This is a genomic window from Lysinibacillus sp. NPDC097279, assembly GCF_044761745.1.
In the GTDB taxonomy this organism is placed as follows: Bacteria; Bacillota; Bacilli; order Bacillales_A; family Planococcaceae; genus Lysinibacillus.
This window is the reverse complement of the sequence record NZ_JBIWDA010000003.1, coordinates 462,151-484,129: the sequence shown is the minus strand read 5'-3', so window position 1 is coordinate 484,129 and position 21,979 is coordinate 462,151. Positions and strand designations below refer to the sequence as shown.

The 21,979-nt window shown below is 36.7% G+C and carries 22 protein-coding genes; 4 read left to right on the top strand and 18 right to left on the bottom strand.

Annotated elements, in window-relative coordinates; all coding sequences use genetic code 11:
• Positions 1–21: 21 nt before the first annotated feature.
• The 17 genes from ACIQ1H_RS15915 to ACIQ1H_RS15835 form a co-directional block, all read right to left on the bottom strand.
• On the bottom strand, positions 22–1,863 hold the full coding sequence (locus tag ACIQ1H_RS15915; protein WP_402890002.1) for a motility associated factor glycosyltransferase family protein: 1,842 nt from the start codon (positions 1,861–1,863) through the stop codon (positions 22–24).
• On the bottom strand, positions 1,860–2,222 hold the full coding sequence (locus tag ACIQ1H_RS15910) for a hypothetical protein (RefSeq protein WP_402890000.1): 363 nt from the start codon (positions 2,220–2,222) through the stop codon (positions 1,860–1,862). The genes ACIQ1H_RS15915 and ACIQ1H_RS15910 overlap by 4 nt, the downstream gene beginning before the upstream one ends.
• 196 nt (positions 2,223–2,418) lie before the next feature.
• The gene (locus ACIQ1H_RS15905; RefSeq protein ID WP_402889998.1) at positions 2,419–3,549 is read right to left on the bottom strand and encodes a flagellin N-terminal helical domain-containing protein; all 1,131 of its coding nucleotides are present in this window, start codon (positions 3,547–3,549) and stop codon (positions 2,419–2,421) included.
• Positions 3,550–3,727: 178 nt separating this feature from the next.
• Complete coding sequence (csrA, locus tag ACIQ1H_RS15900; RefSeq protein WP_115674241.1) at positions 3,728–3,946, bottom strand: carbon storage regulator CsrA; 219 nt, start codon at positions 3,944–3,946, stop codon at positions 3,728–3,730.
• A complete protein-coding gene (gene fliW / locus ACIQ1H_RS15895) occupies positions 3,946–4,389 on the bottom strand; it encodes a flagellar assembly protein FliW (protein WP_402889996.1) in 444 nt (147 codons plus the stop codon). The genes csrA and fliW overlap by 1 nt, the downstream gene beginning before the upstream one ends.
• Before the next feature lie 17 nt (positions 4,390–4,406).
• Positions 4,407–4,970, bottom strand: coding sequence for a DUF6470 family protein (locus tag ACIQ1H_RS15890; protein WP_402889994.1), 564 nt, complete (start codon positions 4,968–4,970; stop codon positions 4,407–4,409).
• 80 nt (positions 4,971–5,050) lie between these two features.
• A complete protein-coding gene (gene flgL / locus ACIQ1H_RS15885) occupies positions 5,051–5,965 on the bottom strand; it encodes a flagellar hook-associated protein FlgL (RefSeq protein WP_402889992.1) in 915 nt (304 codons plus the stop codon).
• 45 nt (positions 5,966–6,010) lie between these two features.
• Positions 6,011–7,558 carry a flagellar hook-associated protein FlgK gene (gene flgK, locus ACIQ1H_RS15880; RefSeq protein WP_402889991.1) on the bottom strand — a complete coding sequence of 516 codons (1,548 nt, stop codon included), beginning with the start codon at positions 7,556–7,558 and terminating at the stop codon, positions 6,011–6,013.
• A 24-nt stretch (positions 7,559–7,582) separates the two neighbouring features.
• The gene (locus ACIQ1H_RS15875; protein WP_402889989.1) at positions 7,583–8,083 is read right to left on the bottom strand and encodes a flagellar protein FlgN; all 501 of its coding nucleotides are present in this window, start codon (positions 8,081–8,083) and stop codon (positions 7,583–7,585) included.
• A gap of 26 nt (positions 8,084–8,109) precedes the next feature.
• Positions 8,110–8,370 (bottom strand): flagellar biosynthesis anti-sigma factor FlgM, encoded by a 261-nt coding sequence (flgM, locus tag ACIQ1H_RS15870; protein ID WP_173479684.1) that lies wholly within the window; start codon positions 8,368–8,370, stop codon positions 8,110–8,112.
• Between the two features lie 259 nt (positions 8,371–8,629).
• Positions 8,630–9,043, bottom strand: a complete 414-nt coding sequence (locus tag ACIQ1H_RS15865; protein ID WP_173479685.1) for a TIGR03826 family flagellar region protein — start codon at positions 9,041–9,043, stop codon at positions 8,630–8,632.
• 84 nt (positions 9,044–9,127) lie between these two features.
• The gene (locus ACIQ1H_RS15860) at positions 9,128–9,718 is read right to left on the bottom strand and encodes a ComF family protein (protein WP_402889987.1); all 591 of its coding nucleotides are present in this window, start codon (positions 9,716–9,718) and stop codon (positions 9,128–9,130) included.
• Positions 9,715–11,076, bottom strand: a complete 1,362-nt coding sequence (locus ACIQ1H_RS15855; RefSeq protein WP_402889985.1) for an ATP-dependent helicase ComFA — start codon at positions 11,074–11,076, stop codon at positions 9,715–9,717. Before ACIQ1H_RS15855 ends, ACIQ1H_RS15860 begins: the two co-directional genes overlap by 4 nt.
• A gap of 255 nt (positions 11,077–11,331) precedes the next feature.
• Complete coding sequence (locus tag ACIQ1H_RS15850; protein ID WP_402889983.1) at positions 11,332–12,174, bottom strand: DegV family protein; 843 nt, start codon at positions 12,172–12,174, stop codon at positions 11,332–11,334.
• A gap of 163 nt (positions 12,175–12,337) precedes the next feature.
• Entirely contained in the window at positions 12,338–12,883 is a 546-nt protein-coding gene (locus ACIQ1H_RS15845; protein WP_402889981.1) for a nuclear transport factor 2 family protein, read from the bottom strand.
• A gap of 199 nt (positions 12,884–13,082) precedes the next feature.
• Positions 13,083–13,757: a response regulator gene (locus ACIQ1H_RS15840; protein WP_173479690.1), complete on the bottom strand. Its 675-nt coding sequence runs from the start codon at positions 13,755–13,757 to the stop codon at positions 13,083–13,085.
• A 35-nt stretch (positions 13,758–13,792) separates the two neighbouring features.
• Positions 13,793–14,941: a sensor histidine kinase gene (locus ACIQ1H_RS15835; protein WP_402889979.1), complete on the bottom strand. Its 1,149-nt coding sequence runs from the start codon at positions 14,939–14,941 to the stop codon at positions 13,793–13,795.
• Positions 14,942–15,106: 165 nt separating this feature from the next.
• On the opposite strand from ACIQ1H_RS15835, the gene ACIQ1H_RS15830 reads away from it, so the two are divergent.
• Positions 15,107–15,742: a YigZ family protein gene (locus ACIQ1H_RS15830; RefSeq protein ID WP_402889977.1), complete on the top strand. Its 636-nt coding sequence runs from the start codon at positions 15,107–15,109 to the stop codon at positions 15,740–15,742.
• 145 nt (positions 15,743–15,887) lie between these two features.
• Positions 15,888–16,946, top strand: coding sequence for an LCP family protein (locus ACIQ1H_RS15825; RefSeq protein WP_402889975.1), 1,059 nt, complete (start codon positions 15,888–15,890; stop codon positions 16,944–16,946).
• Between the two features lie 272 nt (positions 16,947–17,218).
• Here the strand turns inward: ACIQ1H_RS15825 and ACIQ1H_RS15820 are convergent, their stop codons facing one another.
• A complete protein-coding gene (locus ACIQ1H_RS15820; protein WP_173479694.1) occupies positions 17,219–18,262 on the bottom strand; it encodes a glycosyltransferase family 4 protein in 1,044 nt (347 codons plus the stop codon).
• 225 nt (positions 18,263–18,487) lie between these two features.
• On the opposite strand from ACIQ1H_RS15820, the gene secA2 reads away from it, so the two are divergent.
• Positions 18,488–20,851 carry an accessory Sec system translocase SecA2 gene (secA2, locus tag ACIQ1H_RS15815; protein ID WP_402889973.1) on the top strand — a complete coding sequence of 788 codons (2,364 nt, stop codon included), beginning with the start codon at positions 18,488–18,490 and terminating at the stop codon, positions 20,849–20,851.
• Positions 20,851–21,750: an accessory Sec system S-layer assembly protein gene (locus ACIQ1H_RS15810; RefSeq protein WP_337982054.1), complete on the top strand. Its 900-nt coding sequence runs from the start codon at positions 20,851–20,853 to the stop codon at positions 21,748–21,750. The genes secA2 and ACIQ1H_RS15810 overlap by 1 nt, the downstream gene beginning before the upstream one ends.
• The last annotated feature ends 229 nt before the right edge of the window (positions 21,751–21,979 follow it).

Genomic DNA, 21,979 nt, shown 5'->3' with positions numbered 1-21,979 from the left:
ATCCTACTTTCCATAATTTGATTATCCGTTAAATACATTACCTTTTTTAAGTTCGTAAAAAGCTGGCTGTACATAAACAATAGCCGCATAAATAATATCCATATAGTATCCGAATATATCATTAAATAGATTAACTTTTAAGCGAGGTGATCCTGCTCGAGCAACCTCACCAGATTTATCAATAAATACTTCGTGCTGTACCATTGTCATAGGTTGAATGATAACACGGAAGAAAATGTTTTCCTGAACTATTTCAAATAATTTATCATATGCTGATAAAAAAATTTCTAATTTACTATAATTACCTGATGTGTTCATTTTTTTGATTTCAGACAAATATTCTAAACATTTGTTAACTAATTTTAATAATTCATCAAAACTTTTCTCTAAATTATTAAACTTTTCTTTTGCGAATTCCAGATTATAAGAAGGTTTACCTTCTGTCCAATTTTTTTTCACAATATTCTTATCTAATAATTTTTTATTTATTACTTTATCAATTGTCATAAAATTGGTGCCTTCAATATGTGCACCATTTTTAGTTGTATTAATATATTCACTGTGAGGATATGTCCGTATAATACCCTCCATATCTTTTTTCATTTTTATATATTCTTCACTCGTTGCAATCTCTTCACCATTGACACTTAAAACATATTTTTGGGCTTCTTCTTCCTTTTGGGTAATTTCGTTTGTAATATGAGTATATTCTATACCCGAAGAATATCTTTTGTTATCTAAATATGCAAGATTTTGTCCAGCAAAAATAATAGGTGTCATCCCTAACTTTAAGAGAGGTTGTAATGTCATATTTGCTACTGTAACTGCGTCAAATACTACAATTTCATCATCATAATCTAATAAATACTTTGAAAAATTATCTTTATTTATCATAAAACTAATTAGTTTTCCAGGGTACTCGTTTAAAACTTCAAACCCAATTGTACTTCCAAAAATAAGAGGAATATCTAATTTGTTTTCGATAACGTTTTTAGCCACCCATATATTCCCATGATTTGGATCTACACTAAAAAATCCATCTGGCATTATGTTATGTGCAATTAAAGCATTGATAGCAGAGCCCACTGCAAATACGTAAGCGCGTCCCTCATCTTTAATTTGTTGAATATATTTCAAATCCTCTGCTAAAGAGGGACCTGCGGAGACAATAACAACTGGCTTATCCTTAAAGGCTTCTTTATCGAGATCCAATAATAAATTAGGTGTCTTAACAAGCTTAGAAAAGTTGATTATTGGATTAATCATCCACCGCTTTTGTAATAATGAATTCACTTGCATTTCTTCTTTTTTAAATTTAATAGCCTCTGATAGCTTTTTATAAAACTTTTCTATTTCTTGTTGATGTATTTGACGTACCACAGGCAAAATAATATCAATTGTGTTCCCTGAGTAATATTTAAAAAATTCTGGTTTATCTACAATTTGACTAATATCTGAAAATATCTCTATTAATCGATCTTTTTTATATTTTTTTAAATTTTGCTTTGTTAAAAATGCATCTAAAACTGATTGATTAGGTTCAAAAATAGAAAATTTTAATTTTGGATTTTGCTCTAAAATTAACTTAATATGATACCCTAAACCTGTACCAATAAATAAAACATGTTTATATTCTTTTAAATCTCCTATTTTTGAAACAAACTCTTTAGCTTCTTTCAATGGATCATATTTACTATGTAAATATATAGCTTTTTCGTTTTGATTAATGAATAAAGTTTCCATATTGTTTCTAGCAAGCTCAATAGAGTAATTTCTATGTTCTATTTCCTCTGCTTGCTTAAAGTAATGATATAATATTGATTTTTTTTCTTTTAATATTTTTAGATTATCTACAAGAATCATTCAACTATCTTCCTTTGTTCAAAAGTCCATTCAGTCACACTATCAAATAGTGGATGAATTTCATATTCAAATATATCTGCTACCGTAATATAATCTTGTTTTTCAAGTGCATTATTAATTTCTATAATATATGCATTCGCATCTTTCAAACGACTATTGATTGTCAAATTAAAATCATATAATTTTTCTTCTACTTGTAATAGCCAATCTAATCCTTCTGCTAAGTTCATAATATTTTCAAAGGCTATTGACATATTTCCTAATCGTAAATCGCCAGCTATTTGTTTACAACCTAGTGGGATATTTCTTACATAAGTATAATACGATTCTTTTGTTTCGTTTATTAGTTGTTCTTCCATATATATACCTCATTTCTTTGTACATACTATTTATTATATCGGTAATAATCGAAAACATTAAATGTTTGTATAACATGTATATAAAACTTTATAGGGAAATTCCGTTATACTTTTTTTAAAACATTACTAATAATTCCATAAAATATAAAAAGCCAATCCTACTAAAGGATTGGCTTTTATTGTTTGACATTCTAATTTATTGTAATAATTGTAGAACGCCTTGTGGTTGTTGGTTAGCTTGAGCAAGCATAGATTGAGCTGCTTGCATTAAGATGTTATTTTTAGTGAATGACATCATTTCAGCAGCCATATCAGTATCACGAATTCGTGATTCTGCAGCTGTTAAGTTTTCTGATGTTGCACCTAAATTATTAATAGTATGTTCTAAACGGTTTTGAACAGCACCTAAGTTAGAACGAGTATTAGATACAGTTTTGATTGCTGCATCTAAAGTTGTAATTGCTTTATCTGCTGATGCTTGAGATGAAATATCAAGACCGCCAACAGTTACTTCTTGTCCTGAAGCAGCTGCTTTTTTCAGCGTACCATCAGTTGCGAAGAAACCATCTTCAGTTGCTTTAATCTCTTTGAATGCAGGGATTGCATCACCAGTTTTATATTCTTTTGCTCCCGCTGGCGCTGCTCCTGCTGTATATTTATTACCTACACTATCATACCAACCTGCTTGTCCTGCTGTTGCTGCTGAAATAGCTGCTGCAGAAGCTTTAATTTGTGCATCCTTTGCATACCAAGTATAAGTGTCCCCACCAGCAGTTACTGTTTTACCAGCGCCACCAGTAACGTTTTGAGCTCCTTCTTCAAGACCAAGTGCTTTTGAGCTTGTATCAGCAATAGATAGTTTAATGCTTTGACCCTCGTTAGCACCAATATGGAATACTTTGTCTTTAAAATCAGAATTTAATAATTTTTGAGTATTGAATTCTGTGTCAGTTGAAATACGAGTAATTTCTTCACGTAATTGTTCTACCTCTTTTTGAAGTGCGTCACGGTCAGCATTAACATTTGTGTCATTAGATGATTGAACTGATAATTCACGCATACGTTGTAAGATAGCATGAGTTTCGTTAAGAGCACCCTCAGCTGTTTGAATTAAAGAGATTGAGTCTTGAGCGTTTTTAGTAGCCATATCAAGACCACGGATTTGTCCGCGCATTTTTTCAGAAATTGCTAAACCAGCAGCGTCATCGCCAGCACGGTTGATTTTGTAACCTGAAGATAACTTCTCAAGGTTTTTAGACGCTTGTGCATTGTTAAAACCAAGATTACGGTGTGTGTTTAAAGCTGAAATGTTATGTTGAATTCTCATTTGGAATTCCTCCTTGAATGTTTGTTTTGTTATTCCACATCCGTGTGGAATATTGTCGGTTTAGGTTGTATATATGGACTTCCCTTACCCTACAATCTATATATCGTTAGTAGTTGGAAAAGTTTAATAGTTTTTTAAAAGTTTTTTTATTTTTATGTAATAGATTCAAAGCACTAATTTATTTTTTCTTTAGCTGTTCTAAAAAGTTTGAAGATGAAGCAAGTGCTTCTTTATTTTGCGCTTGAATAGCTTCGAAAACTTCCGAACGATGTACTTTTACTGTTTTAGGCGCAACTATACCAAGTTTAATTTGGTCACCTTCCACAGCTAATATTTTTATTTCGATTTGATCACCTATCATAATTGACTCATCTTTTTTTCGTGAAAGTACTAGCATTATTTAGCACTTCCTTCCAATGAAAGCATCGGATAACGTAATGGATAGGCTTTATTGTCTTGGAGAACGATTTGTTTACCACGTTTTTTATCTATATTTAAAATAACGGGTGCTAATAAGTTTATTGTAGATTCTTGGAAAGTTTCTTTCATTGTGACTATGGCATATGGAAGAACATCTTCTTGTTTGTCAATTTGTAATTGTTCGCGATCCTCTTCGCTAATGTCAAAGCTATAGTCTTTTTTAAATGCAAAAGGATAAGCAACGACAAAGCCAATTTCGACATGTTGAACAGACTGAAGTAATGCAAGCGGCAGGTCTGCATCGATTGGTAGTAAAACAAACTCTCTTTCTTCTTCTAATCCTAATAAGCCATGTTCGAAAGTCAGGATATCTTGTTCAACGATTTCGACTTCTCCTAAAAATTTAGTAGCTATTTTCATATTTTCGGGGCACTCCTTTAAACGATGACATCAATGTCAACATCTGGTCTTTGTATCATTGTACCAGTTACTTTACCTGGTGTGTATTCATGTATCGGTTTGTTCACTTGGGCGTCAATTATTGGTTCTCTACGCTGAATGTTTACGTCAGTTGTACCTGGTGTGTAGTCGATTTTTACGGAATCAACAGATGGCACAAATTTTATATTAAATTGCACACGATGTGGGCCATGGTTTTGTTTGGCGATATTTTGAATTGTTGCTCTTCCCTGATCTTTACCAGCGCCCTCCATCATTTGTCGGCCTTCTCTTGCTCTTCGTGCCATACCCTTCATTGCTTCTTGTTTCCCTTTTTGCGCATAATTTGCACTAGATTCTAATGGACCAATTAAGCCTAAGTCACGTCTTGCTTGGGATGAATCAATTTTTAGGACACCACGTGTTGTATTGATATCAAGTATTGCAGCAGGCTGTTCAATATGTTGGGTAGCTTTAGGCTGTTTAATATATTGTTGTGGCTTAGCAATATTAAGGTCAATTTGTGCGTCCGTTGTACGAATTTGGATTTGTGGGAGTCTCATGTACACTTCTCCTTTCAAGAAAAGCGTCTGAACAAAATGTTCAAACGCTTGGTTTTAATTAGTAAGATAATCAATTGTATTTATCTAATAAAATCGACTAATGATTGTTGAATAATTTTAGCGCCAACAGATAATGCTGCCTGATGAATCGATTCTGAAGTTACCATTTCTGTAATAGCTTTTGAATAATCAACGTCCTCATTATTCGATAATTGTTTCGTTATGCTAATTTCGCGAATCGATAAGCGGTTTTCCATTAATTCCACACGGTTTTGACGTGCACCAACATCTGCCTGTGCTTCGAGAATTTTATTGTGCATTGTTGTAATGTCATCATCCGTGCTTGTACTTGTTACGCCACCTAGTGTTGAGCTGATTTCTTCGCTTGTAGCAACAGGAACTCTATTCGGGTCTAGTACATCAGAGATTTTACCCATCATATCATCAACACTTTTAAATAAATCCATGCCAGCAGTATTCACTGTCATCTGAATACCATCATACACTTCAATTTTAACATCTTCAGAATTGACATCCGCATTGTTAAGTGTGCCATTTATAAATAAAGGCTGACCTGTTTTTGTACCACTGAAAATATAACGGTCTCCAACTTTTGTATTTGCTACATCTTGAATTTGTTGGCGGATTTGGTCGATTTCAGCTTTCGCCTTCGCACGCTCCTCTGGTGTATTTGTATCGTTTGCTGCTTGAATTACAAGCTCACGCACTCGCTTCATCTGCTCGCCTACTTGATTTAATGATTCGTCAGATGTATCGAGCCAGTTGTTCACTTCATTCATATTACGTGTGTACTGTTCAACTTGCCCTAAATCACGTCGGTAGCCCATCCCTTTAACTGCTACTACAGGGTCGTCTGAAGGTCTCGTGATTTTAGAGCCTGAAGTGATTTGGTCTTGTAGCTTGGACATTTTTCCATAGCTATTATTTAAGTTTAGAAGCATGTTATTCGATAACATGGATTGTGTTACGCGCATGTTTGTAAAAGCTCCTTCCTTTAGTCGTACTCAATTAGTTTTTAGTTAAATTCCTACACGGCCCATGCCGTTAATGATTTTGTCTAATGTTTCATCGATAACAGTAATCATACGTGCATTTGCGTTATATGCTTGTTGGAATGTAATCATATTCGTCATTTCTTCATCAAGTGATACCGAAGTGATGGAAGCACGGCTGTTGCCAATTGTCACAAGAAGTGTTTCAGAAGTTCCGTTTAAGCGCGCTGCTTCTTCTCCATCGACACCAAGCTTACCAATGATTCCTTGATAGAATGTGTTAAATGTTGCGCCGTCTAAATTTGCTTGAACTTTTGATTGGATATTTGAAAGCTCAAGTGCCCATTTACCGTTCCCTTCTTCATTTGGTTTGCTAGATGCAGCTAACTTTGAAGAATCTTTTAAAAGGTCAGCATTCACTTTAATATTTCCGGCTGACATTGGTTTTGTATTATCAATCGGTTCAAAGAAATCGATTGTGCTTTGAGCACCTGTTAAATCATACCCTTGCTTATGCATCGCATTAAAGACATTTGCAAATTCTGAGGCAAGTTTGTCAAGGCTAGCCATCGTTTCTGGATAATAGCCTTTAACATTTGCTCCATCTTGATATCCATAAGAGTTGATCAATGATAATAATTTACCTTTGCCAGGCTCTAACTGGTCATATGTAATCGTGCCTGAATCAGCTGTACCTGTACCAGTTACATTGATGCTCGTAAATACTTTCGATAAATCCGTTCCATCAATTTGTGTAGCACCACTATTTACTTCGATGCTAGCAGCATCTTTACCATTCACTAATTTAATAGCTGTGTTTGTGCCATATGGCTTAAATGTAATGGTTACACTGCCTTCAGCTACACTAGAAGCAAGTCCGCCAGAAGGAACACGTTCGATTGAGACTGGGATGTAACTATTTAATTCATCAATTAACACATCGCGAGCATCATATAAATCATTTGGTACATGACCATTTGGCTCAACCTCTTGCACTTGTTTATTAATAGAAGCAATTTGCTTTAGTAAGGAGTTGATGCGGTTTGTTGAAACACTAATTTCGTTACCTAAGTTGCCTTGAATTGTTTTTAATTGCGTATCGATATAGTTAAATGATTCTGCTAAATGGTTGGCACGTTCGATGGCCACTTTACGTGATGCCGCATTTTCTGGACCTGTACTAACATCTTGTAGACCTTTCCAGAACTGTTCTAATGCTGCGTTTAAACCGTACTGAGAAGGTTCGTCCATAATGTCTTCCATTTGAGAAATAGCATTTGAACGTGATTCCCAATAACCTAACTTGTTTGTTTCCTGACGATATTGACGGTCAATAAATTCATCGCGAATACGTTGAATGGAACCTGTCTCTACCCCTGTTCCCATATGTCCAGGGTAATTAGGCGTATTTAAACCGGCTGTGGGAAAACCTGGCGTAGCTTGCATGTTTACTCGTTGGCGTGAGTAACCTAGTGTGTTGGCATTTGAAATATTATGACCTGTTGTATATAAAGCAGATTGTTGTGTAAATAAACCGCTTCTACTAGTTTCTAAGCCCATAAATGTTGAGCGCATCTTTATTCCTCCCTTTAGTAACGATTAAGCTTGTGAATCGAAATACGATTTTTTGGCTACTGTATTCGTGCCACGCACCTCACGACCAGAGTAATTTATTTGCTCTGGGCGTGGGCGTAGGGCATCTAATGTAAGATTGACAAATTGTAGTGATTGGAATACCAATTTTTGATTGAGTTCGTTTTGTTTTCGTAAATCATTAATGATGAGCATTAGTCGATTGCGAACAGCTGAAAGTGCTTCTTTTTCAGTTTCGAGTTCAGCAGCATCGATGACATCAGCAACAGACATTTTGTCAGTTAAAGCAATTCCTTTTGCTCTAAGGTATTCGGTTACCTGTACCTGACGCTGTTGCTCGAGCTTATCAATGGCCGCTACATGTGCCTGCTCATCCTTGAGCATTTGGTCTAGTGCTTCGATATCGCCAGCTTTAATAATTTCTGTTTTTCTAAAGGCTAGTTCGAGTAAGCTTTTATGCATTCTCTCTAATATTGTTAATGTAGAACAAATGGTTTCTACAGTCATATTACTAAGCACCCTTTCTGTATTTCCTAGAAGCGATAATATTTCAGCATATCTTCAGCAACTTTACGAGCATTGACCTTGTATTCTCCAGAATCAATATCTGCCTTTAATTGCTGCACGCGTTCAGCACGTTCAGTACTGTATGTCGTCACACCTTGCATTTCTTGAGCTGCTTTTGAAATTTCAATTTTATCAGCGAATGACGCTTTGTTGTCGCCAGATTTAACATTACGTACTTGATTTTTATATGCGTTTACAGCATTAACACCATACGATGTAATTTTCATATTCATCCCCCTATCTTAAAAGCTTATCTTACTATTATTTCGGATTGTCTCCAATAATGTTAAGTTTTCAAATATAAAAAAGTGTGCTAATTTTGTTTAAAATTAACACACTTTCGCTTATCAACCATCTTTAAGGTGTATAATTTAACTTCGTCATTCTCGATTCCCTGTTACATTTGCTTGGTAGATCGCATCAGCATTGGACGTATGTAAGTGAAGGAAGCTCAACTCTTGTGTAAAATCAACCTATTTCAAATTATTACTTTTTACGTTCGGCATGATAAGTTACACGATCATGTTCTGCTACACTTTCACGGAACTCCTTAGCTGCTTCAAATGTACGAAGATCTGACTTTAATTCATCTTGGCATTTTGTACACAGTTTCCCTGTTGTCGTTAAATGACCGCAGTTATCACATGGATAACCTAAGTTCGGGAACATTGCTGGCTGCAAACGCCCTTTACGAACCCATTTATATAATAATTCCTCTTCAGCACCAGTTGCCTCCACAATTCGTTCCACTGTAGCCGCACGATTTTCTCGTTTTCGTAAAAAACGATATACTATTTGATATAATTCCTCTTCTGATTGTGCGCATTTATGACATACGTCTCTGACCCCAGTATAATTAAAAAACTCATTACATTTTGGACAATTTCGAACCTCAGCCATCTCTTCTTCCTCCTCTTGCATGATCACTATTTAATTACACGAATCCTAAATTCGTAATCTATTATACATGATGTATTAGCATTTTCATCCATTAATTAATGTGAAGGTTCGAACATTTCGGGCACCTGCTTCTAGTAAAATCTGTTTCGCATGCCGTAGTGTTGTCCCTGTAGTTTGTATATCGTCAAAAAGGAGATAATCTTTATGTTCAACTTGCGCTACAGGGTTTAGTCGAAAAAGTGGAGCTGATTTTAGACGTTGCTCCCTATTTTTGGAGCTTTGTGTTTCTACTGTCGTTTTTTCTAAAAGTTGTTTATAGGGAATATTTGCGGCTTTCAGAAGCTCCTCGGTATGTGAAAAGGTACGCTCTTTTTGCTTAATCGGGTGCATTGGAATCGGAATAATCGTTGCTGCTTCACATTTAAATTGTGTATGAATCTGCTGTCGAAATACTTTAGCAAGTGCAACGTCTTGAAGAAATTTATATTGATGCAAATACTTCTTCATTGCATCGTTATATTGATAAAGTGCTGTCGTTGTTGAGGAAAGCTCAAATTTGGAGAAACATTTTTCACAAAGACAAGGTGGAAAGTGTCTTATTAAAAGTGTTTTCCAGCTAGGAACGATTCGCAAAGGCTGGGCACATAGTAAACAAAACATTTCTACTTTATTCATAAGGAGAACCCTACTTTATTGTTATAGATTATTTTCTCGCGCGCTTCATCCATGGCGATTGTAATGCCATGATGAAAAAATACGACGTCTCCCTCTGCATAAGCTTCATGTCGCCCAACTCGTCCTGCAATTTGAATCAATGCACTTCCAGTAAAAATAGCCGATTCTGCCCCAACTACAGCGACTTGTACATTCTTTATCGTAATACCTCTTTCTAAAATCGTCGTCGTTACTAATCCTGGAATCTCTTCATTACGTAGCTGAAGCACTTTTTCTTTTCTTTCTGGGTCATCAGCATGAACGGCTAAAATATTTGCATGTATCCTTTGAAAAAGTGGCGTGGCCATTTTCAACAATTCAACTTTCGGTAAAAAAATAAGAAATGGTTCTTTTTTAGTTAGCCGTTCCTCTATCCAAACTTTTAGCTTTCTCGGAAGTTTTCCCCGTTTTAAGCTTTTTTCATATCCCCATAGCGAGCTAAAGCGTGGCACCGGCAAAGGATTATTGTGATATCTTTTTGGAATAGATGAGCAATATTTAAACTGATCAATTATTGTCTGTGACGGTGTAGCTGTAATAAAGTAAGTTGAGGCTTTTGCAGTTTTGGCTTTTTTCACGGCTCTTGCTAATGTTTCATCGAATGAATAAGGGAATGCATCCACCTCATCAACAATCATGACATCAAATGCCTGTTCAAAGCGATATAGCTGATGCGTCGTCGCCAGTATTAGTTGCGCATAACCGTTCTGCTTCGGCGCTCCACTATAATAAGCGTGAATGACGGTTTCAGGAAAAGCCTTTTGAAAGCGAGGCAACAGCTCTAGCACAACATCTGTTCGTGGCGCTGCTATACAAACGCGCATCCCTTTTTCTAGCGCATACTGTACTGATTGAAAAAGCAACTCTGTCTTACCAGCCCCACACACCGCAGAAATCAAATGACATCGACCTGCTTTAACACTTTCAAGCAGCTCATTTGCCGCCTGTTGTTGGAGTTCTGTCAGTTGGCCTGTCCATTGGAGTGGATGCTGTCTTTTTCTATAAGCTTTCGGCCCTCGCCATATGACCAGTTGCGTGCAGCTACTCACTCTGCCCATGCTTAGACAATGTCTACAGTATAAACATTGTTGCTGGCATTTTGAGCAATCAAACATCGTAAAAAACTGAGGCTTGTCATTAGAGCAACGGTTACATCTCAAAGTTGGTGTTATTTGAATCCCTTCTATTATATGAAGATACTTTTTATCTATAGCATTCTGTATATCAAGCTTTGCAAAAGGTGAATGTTCCATTAACCATATACGCCCTTCATGAAAATCTCGTAAAGCAGGAGGCAACAGCCATCCTTTATAATTCATTCTAATTTACTCCTTTCTTTTTGTGATATTGGTTCTAACAGAGGGTTCTGCCTGGTTATCGGCGATTTACTCAGGTTTATCGGCGATTCGACAGAGTTTATCGGCGAATTAAGCAGTTCTATCGGCGATTCACGCGCTTCTATCTAAGGTTTCAACCAGGTTTACAGGCGATTCGCTCGCGCTATCAGAGATTTCTCGCCTACAATAAATAAAAAAAGCCCCTACAACAAGTTGTAGAGACTTTACTTTTTCATATTATTTTTTTGTCCAGCCTAATCCCATTGCACCTTCACCAAGGTGTGTGCCAATAACGGGGCCGAAATAGCTCAATTTAAAGTTTACGTTCGGATAGGTTGCAGCGAGCTGTGCTAACCATTCTTCTGCTTCTTTTTGGCAGTTGCCATGTATGACTACTGCATCCATCTTGTCATACTTGTTGGCATCTTCAGCTAGTAATTCTTCTGCACGCTTTAGTGCTTTCTTACGTGTACGAATTTTTTCGAAAGGTACAATTACCTTATCTACAAAATGCAAAACAGGCTTTACTTGTAATAAACCTCCAATTAAAGCTGCTGCTGAAGATAGACGTCCTCCACGTTGTAAGTGCGCTAAGTCATCTACAATGAAGTAAGCACGAATAGACTGCTTCATGTCCGCTAATGCTGCTAATATTTCTTGAGCCGTGCAACCTTGCGCCGCCATTTCAGCTGCACGTAGCACGTAAAAGCCTTGAACCGCACAAGAAATCTCGCTGTCAAATGCGAATACATCAATACCTTCCACCATTTCTCCTGCTTGGACAGCACCTTGATATGTACCGCTTATACCACTTGATAAATGAATAGAAATTACTTCGTCATAATCATTTGCCAACTCTTCAAAGAGAGCAGCAAACTCACCAATTGGTGGCTGTGTTGTTTTAGGGAATTCTTTTGCCCCACGTACTTTATTATAAAATTCAGAAGCCGTAATATCTACTTCCTCTGCGAATAATTCACCTGCGATGTTTACACTTAACGGAATCATACGAATATTTAAGCGCGCTCGTTCTTCTGGCGTAATGTATGCAGTACTGTCTGTTACGATTGCCGTCCTCATTCATGTCCACTCTCCTATGTTCCAAGTTTACCTCAAAAAGAAATGAATGTGAATTGAATTACGACCTAACGTAATTACATCATCGTTTGGACTACAAGCTCAAACGATGACGTCCATTTCACATTCATTTTCTATGTATTGTAAAGGGGATGACTTCCCCTTATTAATTGCCCGTGCTTGATTTAGTGTCATCTCCAATATAAAAGACGCTCGTCACTTTCCATTCTCTACCCTCTTTGACAAATACCGTTACTTGTCGTCCGGCACTTTCATGTTCAACATTCGTCTCGAGTTGGAGAGAGTGCGTTGTCATATTAGCGAATACTTGCGCTTCTTCCTCATCATACTTTGCAATAGTAACATTTTCTACATTGCGTTTTGTATCGGTTTGGTCGAATACTTGCTCTGCTAATATTTTATCTTCATCATAGTTAAAGCCTTTTGGTTTTTTAGATATCGTGTTCATATAACGATCAATGTCTTTATCATTGAATGCAGCAATATATTCATCAAACGCCGCTAAAATTGCTTCTTCCTCATTAGCTGGTACATTCGTCGCTTTTTCGACTTCTCCACCCATCATTTCAAAGCCTACTGTACCATCCTCAATAACCTTTTCTCGCTCTTTTGCAGTTAAGTCTTCATCTTTATTGCCACAGGCAGTTAACACTAATAAGGTTAAAACTGCTAGAATACTTTTCTTTAACATCATAAAACCTCCCGCGCAATATTGTAGCATATAAATGCATTAGTAGGAATTTTGTTGCGCATTTTCTACATTTAGGTGCTTATATCATTCTTATGACGTCTTTTAATTTAAAATGTTGCACAACAAAAAAACTGCCTTAAAAACTACTTTATCTGTTAAAGTAGCTTTTAAAAACAGCCTTCAATTCTATACTATACAGTTATCGTACTTCAACCCAACCATTTTTAATGGCAGTTACTACGGCTTGTGTACGGTCGTTAACATTCATTTTTTGTAAAATGCTTGAAACGTGGTTTTTAACCGTTTTTTCAGAAATAAACAGTGTCTCACCGATTGTACGGTTAGATTGACCATCTGTTAGTAATTGTAAAACTTCACATTCACGTTTTGTTAGTAAATGGAATGGACGACGAATTTCCGTTTGATGGAAGTTACCTTTGTTTTCATGTTCAGAAAGGCGACGGAATTCTGCTACTAAATTTTTTGTTACTTTTGGATGTAAATAAGAGCCGCCATTTGCCACTACTTTAATCGCTTCTACGATTTCATCAGCATCCATCTCTTTTAGCATATAGCCAAGTGCACCTGATTTTAATGCATGTGTTACATATGTTTCATCATCATGGATAGATAGCATGATTACTTTTGCATCTGGAAATTCTGCAATTAAATCAGCTGTTGCCTCTACACCATTTTTTCCTGGCATATTGATGTCCATTAAAACAACATCCGGTTGATTTTCCGCATATAGGTTTACAACATCTGTGCCATCGTCACCTTCTGCAATTACATCAAACGTATCTTCAAAATCTAAGATACGTTTAACCCCTTCTCGGAATAGCTGGTGATCGTCTACAATAATTATCTTCGTCATAAGTCTTTACCCCCTAAAATTCTGCAACACATTCTTTAATCTACTTCTAACGGAATTTTAAATAGTACCGTTGTACCTCTATTAATCTCGCTTTCAATTGAGATTGTACCATTTAATATTTCAATTCGTTCTCGCATTCCTAAAATACCAAAGGAATGATCTTTTACAACTTTTTGATCGAATCCAACGCCATCATCTTTCACGACAATATTTACCGCGTTATTCAACCATTCAAGCTTTACCCAAATATCCTTACATTTCCCGTGTTTCATAGCATTTGTTACACATTCCTGTACTAAACGGAAAATGGATACTTCATAATTTGATGGAATACGTTGTTCTGTACTCCTTGACTGAAAATGGATTTCAACTCCCGGATTATATTCGGTCACAGTCGACAAATATTTCTTTAATGTCGGTACAATACCTAAATCATCGAGTGCCATAGGACGTAAATCATAAATAATACGTCGCACTTCTGATAGCGCATTGCGCACTGTTTTTTTCAAATCAGCAATTTCAGCCAAAGCATATTCAATGCCCTTTTCACGATACGTTCTTTCAATTAAATCCGTACGCATTAAGACATTGGCCAACATTTGCGCAGGTCCATCATGAATCTCTCTTGATAAACGTTTTCGCTCTTCTTCTTGCGCTGCGATTATTCGTATACCAAAATCTTGCTTCATTTTCGCTTGTTCAAGCGCTAACCCAACATTTTTTAAATCAGACGTTAAATAATTTAAAATAACATTTACTTGATTAACAATATGATCAGCACGTTCAATTGTATCGAGTAAACCTCTTAGACGTCGCTCTAAATCATCTCTTTTGTCGCGCAGTTGCTTTTCTTGTGTTTTAATGACGGAGAGCTTCAATTGAAAATCATGGGCCGTTTCATATGCATCTCTAACTTGTTCTTCGGTATAATTATCAAAAGCTTTACTCACTAACACAAGTCTTTGCTTAGCAAGTTGCGTGCTTTTTTCTAAAGCATCGCCTTCATCGATGACAGTTGAAATCTGTTTTCGAACAATTTCTAGCTCTTGTTGCATATCTTCAAAGCTTCTACGGCTTTGTTCACTTATAATGAAAATATCGTCTTTAGAGCTCATTATTGTTTCTAACATTCGATTGAATACGTCATCAAGCGACTTTAAATCGAAGGTATCATTTGAAAACATAGTGTACTCCCCAGTCTAATGTCCTTATTACCACATAGTATTTTGAAAGACCAATTTCATAGAATCTAAGTCTAAACCTATTATAGCATCACAATGATAAAAATTAATGCTTTTTCTTTATGAAATTTATAGCATACAACCCTACTTTAAAGGAGAATGACACATATGAGAGATAACTATTTAACTGTAAAAGGCTATGGAGAAAGTGAAATCGTAATATCTAAATCTCGCTTTCTCACTTATATAGAACGCGCTGAAAGCGAAGAGGATGCAATGTTGTTTATTGAGCGCATAAAAAAAATGCATCATAATGCGACACATAATTGCTCTGCTTATATAATTGGGGAGCATGATCATATCCAAAAGGCCAATGATGATGGGGAACCTAGTGGTACGGCAGGCGTCCCTATGTTAGAGGTTTTAAAAAAACAAGGCTTAAAGGATACGGTCGTTGTCGTCACACGCTACTTTGGTGGCATAAAATTGGGCGGCGGCGGTCTTATTCGTGCTTACGGTAAAGCAACAACAGAAGGATTACTCGCTGCACAAGTTGTCGAACGCAAGCTACACCACCTAATGAAAATCGTCATCGATTACACTTGGCTTGGCAAAGTAGAAAATGAGATTCGCAACTCTGCTTACTCATTAGAGGAAATTCGCTACTTAGAAGGTGTCGAAATCATTGTTTCCGTGTTGAAAGAGGAAGAAAATCAGTTTACCAATTGGATTACAGAACTTACAAATGGACAAGCTTCGGTCTCATTCGAGAGTGCGCAATTTATCGAATTTATTGTGAAATAAATAGTTTTAATTGTCTAATGCTGAAGGTCCATAGTATAATTTTAATATTGAGCTAACTTACTCAGTTACGCCTCTGTGCTAATATGAATAAATTTTAGTTCAATCGCGTAATTATTCCCAAAATCAAGAGGAGAATATACCAGATATGAAAAGAACAAATGTAAAAAGGAAAAAGAGGTCTTCTAAAGCGTCTTTCATTATAAAAGTAGCATTACTACTTGTTGCTAGTTTGCTAATTTGCGTTACGGCCTATGGAGTATATATTACAAAGCAAGCCGAGCACGCTGCAAACTCAGCACATGAAGAATTAGAAGGTCGCGATGTTTCTACACTAAGAGAAGAAAAAGTAGAACCGGTTCATGATAATGTTTCGATTTTATTTGTAGGTGTTGATGATAGCGAAAATCGTGGACAAGGTTCTGATCACTCACGTTCAGATGCTCTGATTTTAGCTACTTTAAACAACAACACAAAAACGATTAAAATGTTAAGTATCCCTCGTGATTCTTACGTTTATATTCCTTCAGTAGGTTATAAAGATAAAATTACGCATGCACATGCTTTAGGCGGTACACTAGCAACCATTGAAACAGTTGAAGGACTTCTAGATATACCAATTGACTACTACGTGCGCATGAACTTTAATGCATTTATTGATGTTGTCGACGCATTAGGCGGCATCGAAGCAGAAGTGCCATATGCATTACACGAAAAAGATGAATTTGATCGTAATACAATTAATTTAAAACCAGGTTTACAGCAATTAAGTGGTAGTCAAGCACTTGCACTTGCCCGTACTCGTAAACAAGATAATGATATTCAACGTGGTATTCGCCAACAAGAAATTTTAACAGCTATTACGAATAAAGTAGCTTCAGTCGGTTCTATTACAAAGTATGACGATGTCATTAAGGCAATTGGTGATAATATGAAAACAAATATGACATTTAGTGAAATGAAATCATTCCTGTCATATTTAAAACAAGGTAAACCACGCATCGATTCGTTAACTTTAGAAGGTAACGATGATATGTCTACAGGTGTTTACTATTATCAACTAGATCAGCAATCAGTTGATGACGTATCACAAATTCTTAAAAATCATTTAGCTTTAAAATCTCCATCTTCTACGTTAACAAATAATAATACAGATAAAGATAATGCAGCTGGCGACGACAGTTCGACTAACGAGTCAGCACAATAAAGTTTTTGAGAAACAGCCAGTTGCGGGTATTTAACCTGTGACTGGTTGTTTTTCGCTTCCATTTAGTTTTTCCGCGCTTCATGACCCTTTTTCCGCGATACAACATCGTTATTCCGCGTTTCATGGGCTTATTCCCGCGCTTTAAACCCATATTTCCGCGAAGCAACAAGGTTTTTCCGCGATAGTACAAAAAAAGACAGAAGACAAACTCAAAGGCATTTGAGTTTGTCTTCTGTCTGAGCAACTATAGTCCAGTATAGTTGGTTCGAATGTTATTTATTAAAAATCCGCATGAAATTTAAGAGCGGTTTATAGTTTTTGCCAGCGAGTCCTATGATTTCAACAAAAATTTCAATGGCGATTAAAATCACTGTAATAAGCAATATTGCTCCCCATAATTTAGCCATTGAGAAGATAATAGCAGCTAAGCCGAACATCATCGCAATGCCATAAATAATCAGTACAGTTTGACGATGTGTAAAGCCCATATCCAATAATCGGTGATGTAAATGCGATTTATCTGGATCCGACCATTTTTTCTTCATACGTAAGCGACGAACAATTGCAAAGAATGTATCAGAAATCGGTACACCTAGCATAATAACTGGGATAATTAACGAAATGATCGTAAAGTTTTTATATCCTAATAATGCTAATACTGAAATCATAAATCCTAAAAATAGTGCTCCAGTATCTCCCATGAAGATTTTTGCTGGATGGAAGTTATAAAATAAGAAACCAATTGTCGCTGCAGCTAAAATTGCTGCAAAGGCTAATACGAACATATCGCCCATTATAAATGCCATACCTGATAATGTGATTAGTGCAATAGAAGAAACACCTGCAGCTAAACCATCTAAGCCATCAATTAAGTTAATCGCATTCGTAATACCAACAATCCATAGTATAGTAAATGGAATACTTAAGAAACCGAAATCTAATTGGCCACCAAATGGCAAGTTAATAAAGTCAATTTGAATTCCGCCAACAAAAATAACGATAAGGGCCGCTACTACTTGGCCGAGCATTTTTGCTTTTGCGGAAATTTCGCGCATATCATCAATGACACCAGTTGCTACAATAATACAAGCTCCGATAATAATCGCTAAACTATTTTCACCTTGTGGCTGTAAAAACGCCACCCCTATTAAAAACGCAAGGAAAATTGCCAGACCACCAAGCCTTGGCATTATGCGTGCATGTACTTTTCGATAGTTTGGCGCGTCAACGGCACCAATTCTAAACGCTAAACGTTTAACTAGTGGAGTTAACAAAATGGAAGCAACGAATGCTGCTATTAAAGACACGTAAAGCATGTCTCTCCCCCTCAAAAAATTAATCTACATTTGAATCCAATTTGATTATAGCATGAACAAGCTCTGAAATATACTTTTTCTATTCATTTTCCACCATTTCACAATTTACATTTTTCTCTATTATTCTACTTGTATTACTTAATGTCAAATGTAGTCATCATTCGTAAAATTTGATAGAATAATGAGGTGTCTAGCATTTAGACAACTTTAAAGGAGCGTAAATTCATGTTCTCAATTTTTAAACGCAACAACGAGCAAACAAGTGCTCGTCAATTAAAACGCTACTATAAAATAGTAGAGCAAATTAATCATCTAGAAGAAAACTATGTCAATAAGTCAGATGCTGAATTAAGAGAAATGACTTTTATTTTCAAGGATCGCTTAGAACAAGGCGAACCAATTACATCAATTATCCCAGACGCATTTGCAGTTGTACGCGAAGCCTCAAAGCGTGTTTTAGGAATGCGCCATTTTGATGTACAGCTGATTGGTGGACTTGTATTAACAGAAGGCAATATTGCAGAAATGCCTACAGGTGAAGGGAAAACGCTTGTCGCTTCACTGCCCTCTTATGTACGCGCATTAGAAGGTAAAGGTGTTCATGTCATCACAGTCAATGACTACTTAGCTAAACGTGACTTTGAGCTTGTTGGTCAAATTCACCGCTTCCTAGGTTTAACAGTTGGATTAAATATTCCAATGATGGAACCTACTGAGAAAAAAGAAGCGTATAACGCAGATATCACGTACGGTGTAGGTACAGAATTTGGTTTCGACTATTTACGTGACAATATGGCACATAGCTTAGCGGATAAAGTGCAACGTGCTTATCATTTCGCCATTATCGATGAAGTCGATAGTGTGCTTATTGATGAAGCAAAAACGCCACTAATTATTGCTGGTAAAATGCCTGCAAATGATGAGCTACACCGCATTGCAGCAATGTTAGCTAAACGCTTTAAAGCTGAAGAAGACTATGATTTTGATGATGAAACAAAAGCTACTTCTTTAACAGATAAAGGCATTGAAAAAGTAGAGGCTGCTTTCAATGTTGATAATTTATATGACTTAGAACATCAAACACTATATCACTATGTGATCCAAGCTGTTCGTGCCCATGTCATGTTCCAGCGTGACGTTGATTATATCGTTAAAGAAGATAAAATCGAGCTTGTAGACATGTTCACAGGTCGTATTTTAGAAGGTCGTTCTCTTTCTGATGGCTTACACCAAGCTATCGAAGCAAAAGAAGGCGTAACAATTACAGAAGAAAATAAAGCACAGGCACAAATTACAATTCAAAACTATTTCCGTATGTATCCGAAGCTTTCTGGGATGACAGGTACAGCGAAAACACAGGAAAAAGAAATTCGTGAAGTGTATGGCATGGAAGTAATTCAAATTCCAACAAACCGTCCACGTCAACGTGTTGATCAGCCTGATATGATTTTCAAAACGCAAGCTGCCAAATATAAATTTGTAGCTGCTGAAGCGAAACAACGACATGCTAAAGGACAACCAGTGTTAATTGGGACAACATCTATTCTACAATCCGAAATGGTTGCAGATCATTTGAAAAAAGAGGGCCTGAAATTCCAATTGTTAAATGCAAAAACGGTTGAACAAGAAGTTGAGCTTATTTCTCAAGCAGGTCAAAAAGGTCGTATTACCGTTGCCACAAATATGGCTGGTCGTGGTACAGATATCGTGCTAGGCGACGATGTCCATGAACTTGGTGGACTGTATGTTATCGGTACCGAAAAGCATGAAAGCCGGCGCGTTGATAATCAGCTGCGCGGTCGCTCTGGTCGTCAAGGTGACGTAGGTGAAAGTCGCTTCATTCTCTCTATTGAAGATGATATGTTCCGCCGCTATGCAAAAGAAGAAGTTGAGAAATTCTCTGCAAAAATGGTTGTGGATGAAAATGAAGTCATTCAAAACAAAGATGTACAAGAGCTAATTAATCGTACACAGCGCATTGTTGAAGGCTCACAATACGGCATGCGTGAGTACAATTTAAAATTAGACGATGTTATCAATGATCAACGTACTGTTATTTATGGTTTACGTGACAAGATTTTAGCTGGCGAGGATTTAATGGGTGAGTTAAAAAAAATGCTGAGCGAAACGGTCGATTTTGCCGTGCGAGATGCTGCGCCTGAAGAGCTCCCTTCTGTAGAATGGGCTTATGACCAAATGGAAAATTCACTTAATTCGTTATTCATTACTCCAGTAACGATCGATCGTGAAGTAGGTAAAGTGAAGCAAATTTTAGCTGATGTCCAGCCTTCTGAGCAAGAACTCCTTGATCATATGCAAAAATTTGCTGAAAATGAGCAAGTAATGGCTGTTATTCCACAAGTTATGTTGAGTTATTTAGATAGTGGCTGGGTGAAGCATTTAGAAGCAATGGCTCACTTAAAAGAAGGTATTGGCTTACGTCATTATCAACAAGAAGATCCAATGCGCATTTATCAGCGCGAAGGACTTGAATTATTCGGAAAGAACTTCCAGGAATTACGCCGTTCTATTATTATTGAAATTACAGGCTTCATGAAAATGATTGAAGGACAACAGGAGGTACAATAATGGGTTTATTTTCATTTTTTAAGAAATCAGACAAAATCGTTCAAGAAAACACAATTGATTCTAAAGATTTGCTAGGAAAAGTTTCAGCAAATAAAGGTGACAACCGTGACGTTGTAACGAAACTTTCATTCCATCCTGAATGGGATGTACCTCAGGAACAAAAATACATTTTTAACTTCCTAGCAAATGACCTAGAGCCATTAAAACCAAATCAATTATCACTATCATCTATTAGTATTGAAGAGGAGCCACGCACGGGCAAATGGCTTGTACGCGCCTTCTTCCGTTCATCATTAGCGGAAGCGATTGAACTAGGTGAAATTGAATTATTCATTATGGATAAAAATGATGAGCTAATAGCTTCTAAAAAATTCGATTTTAAAGCGCTTGGCACAATTCCAGCTGAAAGTGCACGTCCATGGGTATTTGAATTTGAAAAATCAACTATTAAAGTTGACGAAGTACCAGAAGACGGCTGGAAAATCGCCTTTAACCTTGTCTCATTACGTGGTCACCAATTAGAGTTAGACCCTACATGGGAGAAACAGTTACCAGCTGCACAAAAGGAAGAGCTTGCAAAAATCGTAAGTACATTACCAAAGTTAGGTGAAACGGAAGTTAACTTCACTGGTCTACAAGCAAAGCTTGCTGATAATGGAAACCTAAATGTATCCATCTTTATCCGTAATGGTCACAACAAAGCGATTAATTTAGAGCAATTACCATTAGAAATTATCGATGCAACAGGTAAACAAATTGCAAAAGGTTCATTTACAATGGATCCAATTTTAACTGTCCAACCGAACTCAACAAAACCTTGGACATTCATTTTCCCAGCTGAACTTGTTGATGCACAACAAGCTGACCTTTCTCGCTGGACAGCACGCGTTACTCAATAAAAACAGCAAAAATCCTTCTTTTTTCGGAAAGAAGGATTTTTTTAGTGTAAATATGGTGCTCACTTTTTCGCGGAAGTTGAACAGCGCTTCACTCCAGTTTACAGCATTTCATTGACTTCTATCGGCGGTTCGTCCGAGTTATCGGCAATAAGCACTATCCTTCTGGCGATTACCGTACATTACTGGCAATCCGCACGTCCTTCTAGCACATCAAAAGGCGATATTTGCG